The sequence below is a fragment of the Escherichia sp. TW14182 genome (assembly GCF_000208525.1).
GTDB classification, from domain to species: Bacteria; Pseudomonadota; Gammaproteobacteria; order Enterobacterales; family Enterobacteriaceae; genus Escherichia; species Escherichia ruysiae.
Genome location: NZ_AEJZ01000466.1, coordinates 1 through 2,862, shown reverse-complemented (window position 1 = coordinate 2,862; position 2,862 = coordinate 1). Strand labels below are relative to the sequence as shown.

2 protein-coding genes are annotated in these 2,862 nt (G+C 53.1%); both read left to right on the top strand.

The window, feature by feature from the left end:
- Positions 1-276 precede the first annotated feature (276 nt).
- Positions 277-1,536 (top strand): cytosine permease, encoded by a 1,260-nt coding sequence (codB, locus tag EQY_RS0123280; RefSeq protein ID WP_000076246.1) that lies wholly within the window; start codon positions 277-279, stop codon positions 1,534-1,536.
- Entirely contained in the window at positions 1,526-2,809 is a 1,284-nt protein-coding gene (gene codA, locus EQY_RS0123275; RefSeq protein ID WP_010344717.1) for a cytosine/isoguanine deaminase, read from the top strand. Before codB ends, codA begins: the two co-directional genes overlap by 11 nt.
- Positions 2,810-2,862 lie beyond the last annotated feature (53 nt).

Below are 2,862 nucleotides of genomic sequence, written 5' to 3'. Positions count from 1 at the left end.
TGCGACGCTGGCGCGTCTTATCATGCCTACAAGTCTGAACCGTAGGTCGGATAAGGCGCTCGCGCCGCATCCGACACCGTGCGCCGATGCCTGAACCGACGCTGGCGCGTCTTATCATGCCTACCCACTGTTTTTACACTGATAAATTTTTCCCCATCTTTTTTTATTCATTCATATAAAAAATATATTTCCCCACGGAAACGATTGCTTTTTATTTTCAGATGAATAGAATGCGGCGGATTTTTTGGGTTTCAAACAGCAAAAAGGGGGAATTTCGTGTCGCAAGATAACAACTTTAGCCAGGGGCCAGTCCCGCAGTCGGCGCGGAAAGGGGTATTGGCATTGACGTTCGTCATGCTGGGATTAACCTTTTTTTCCGCCAGTATGTGGACCGGCGGTACTCTCGGAACCGGTCTTAGCTATCATGATTTCTTCCTCGCAGTTCTCATCGGTAATCTTCTCCTCGGTATTTACACTTCATTTCTTGGTTACATTGGCGCAAAAACCGGCCTGACCACCCATCTTCTTGCTCGCTTCTCGTTTGGTGTCAAAGGTTCATGGCTGCCTTCACTGCTGCTGGGGGGCACTCAGGTTGGCTGGTTTGGCGTCGGCGTGGCGATGTTTGCTATTCCGGTGGGCAAGGCAACCGGGCTGGATATCAATTTGCTGATTGCCGTTTCCGGTTTACTGATGACCGTCACCGTCTTCTTTGGTATTTCGGCGCTGACGGTTCTGTCTGTAATTGCGGTTCCGGCGATTGCCTGCCTGGGCGGTTATTCCGTGTGGCTGGCCGTTAACGGCATGGGCGGCCTGGAGGCGTTAAAAGCGGTCGTTCCCGCACAACCGTTAGATTTCAATGTCGCGCTGGCGCTGGTTGTGGGGTCATTTATCAGTGCGGGCACGCTCACCGCTGACTTTGTCCGGTTTGGTCGCAATGCCAGACTGGCGGTGCTGGTGGCGATGGTGGCCTTTTTCCTCGGCAACTCGTTGATGTTTATTTTCGGTGCGGCGGGCGCTGCGGCGCTGGGGATGGCGGATATCTCTGATGTGATGATTGCTCAAGGTTTGCTGCTGCCCGCGATTGTGGTGCTGGGGCTGAATATCTGGACCACCAACGATAACGCGCTGTATGCGTCAGGTTTAGGTTTCGCCAATATTACCGGTATGTCGAGCAAAACCCTTTCGGTGATTAACGGTATTATCGGTACGGTCTGCGCACTATGGCTGTATAACAATTTTGTCGGCTGGTTGACCTTCCTTTCGGCAGCTATTCCTCCGGTAGGGGGCGTGATCATCGCCGACTATCTGATGAACCGTCGCCGCTATGAGCACTTTGCGACCACGCGTATGATGAGTGTCAATTGGGTGGCGATTCTGGCGGTCGCGCTGGGGATTGCCGCAGGCCACTGGTTACCGGGGATTGTTCCGGTCAACGCTGTATTAGGTGGTGCGCTGAGTTATCTGATCCTTAACCCGATTTTGAATCGCAAAACGACAGCAGCAATGACGCATGTGGAGGCTAACAGTGTCGAATAACGCTTTACAGACCATTATTAACGCCCGCTTACCCGGCAAAGAGGGGCTGTGGCAGATTCATCTGCACGACGGAAAAATCAGCGCCATTGATGCACAATCCGGCGTGATGCCCGTAACAGAAAATAGCCTGGATGCCGAACAAGGTTTAGTTTTACCGCCGTTTGTGGAGCCGCATATTCATCTGGACACCACGCAAACCGCCGGGCAACCGAACTGGAATCAGTCCGGCACGCTGTTTGAAGGTATTGAACGTTGGGCCGAGCGCAAAGCGTTATTAACCCATGACGATGTGAAACAACGCGCATGGCAAACGCTGAAATGGCAGATTGCCAACGGTATTCAGCATGTGCGTACCCATGTCGATGTTTCGGATGCAACGCTGACCGCATTGAAAGCAATGCTGGAAGTGAAGCAGGAAGTCGCGCCGTGGATTGATCTGCAAATTGTCGCCTTCCCGCAGGAAGGGATTTTGTCGTATCCCAACGGTGAAACGTTGCTGGAAGAGGCGTTACGCTTAGGGGCAGATGTAGTGGGGGCGATTCCGCATTTTGAATTTACCCGTGAATACGGCGTGGAGTCGCTGCATAAAACCTTCGCCCTGGCGCAAAAATACGACCGTCTGATCGACGTTCACTGTGACGAGATTGATGATGAGCAGTCGCGTTTTGTCGAAACCGTTGCCGCCCTGGCGCACCGTGAAGGAATGGGCGCACGAGTCACCGCCAGCCACACCACGGCAATGCACTCCTATAACGGGGCGTATACCTCACGCCTGTTCCGCTTGCTGAAAATGTCCGGTATTAACTTTGTCGCTAACCCGTTGGTCAATATTCATCTGCAAGGGCGTTTCGATACGTATCCAAAACGTCGCGGCATCACGCGCGTTAAAGAGATGCTGGAGTCCGGCATTAACGTCTGCTTTGGTCACGATGATGTCTTCGATCCGTGGTATCCGCTGGGAACGGCGAATATGCTGCAAGTGCTGCATATGGGGCTGCATGTTTGCCAGCTGATGGGCTACGGGCAGATTAACGACGGCCTGAATTTAATCACCCACCACAGCGCCAGAACGTTGAATTTGCAGGATTACGGCATTGCCGCCGGAAACAGCGCCAACCTGATTATCCTGCCGGCTGAAAATGGGTTTGATGCGCTGCGCCGTCAGGTTCCGGTGCGTTATTCGGTTCGTGGCGGTAAGGTGATTGCCAGTACACAACCGGCACAAACCACCGTGTATCTGGAGCAGCCAGAAGCCATCGATTACAAACGGTGATTGGCTGGGTTACAGCGAGCGTAGTTTATGCCGGATGCGGCGTGAACGCCTTA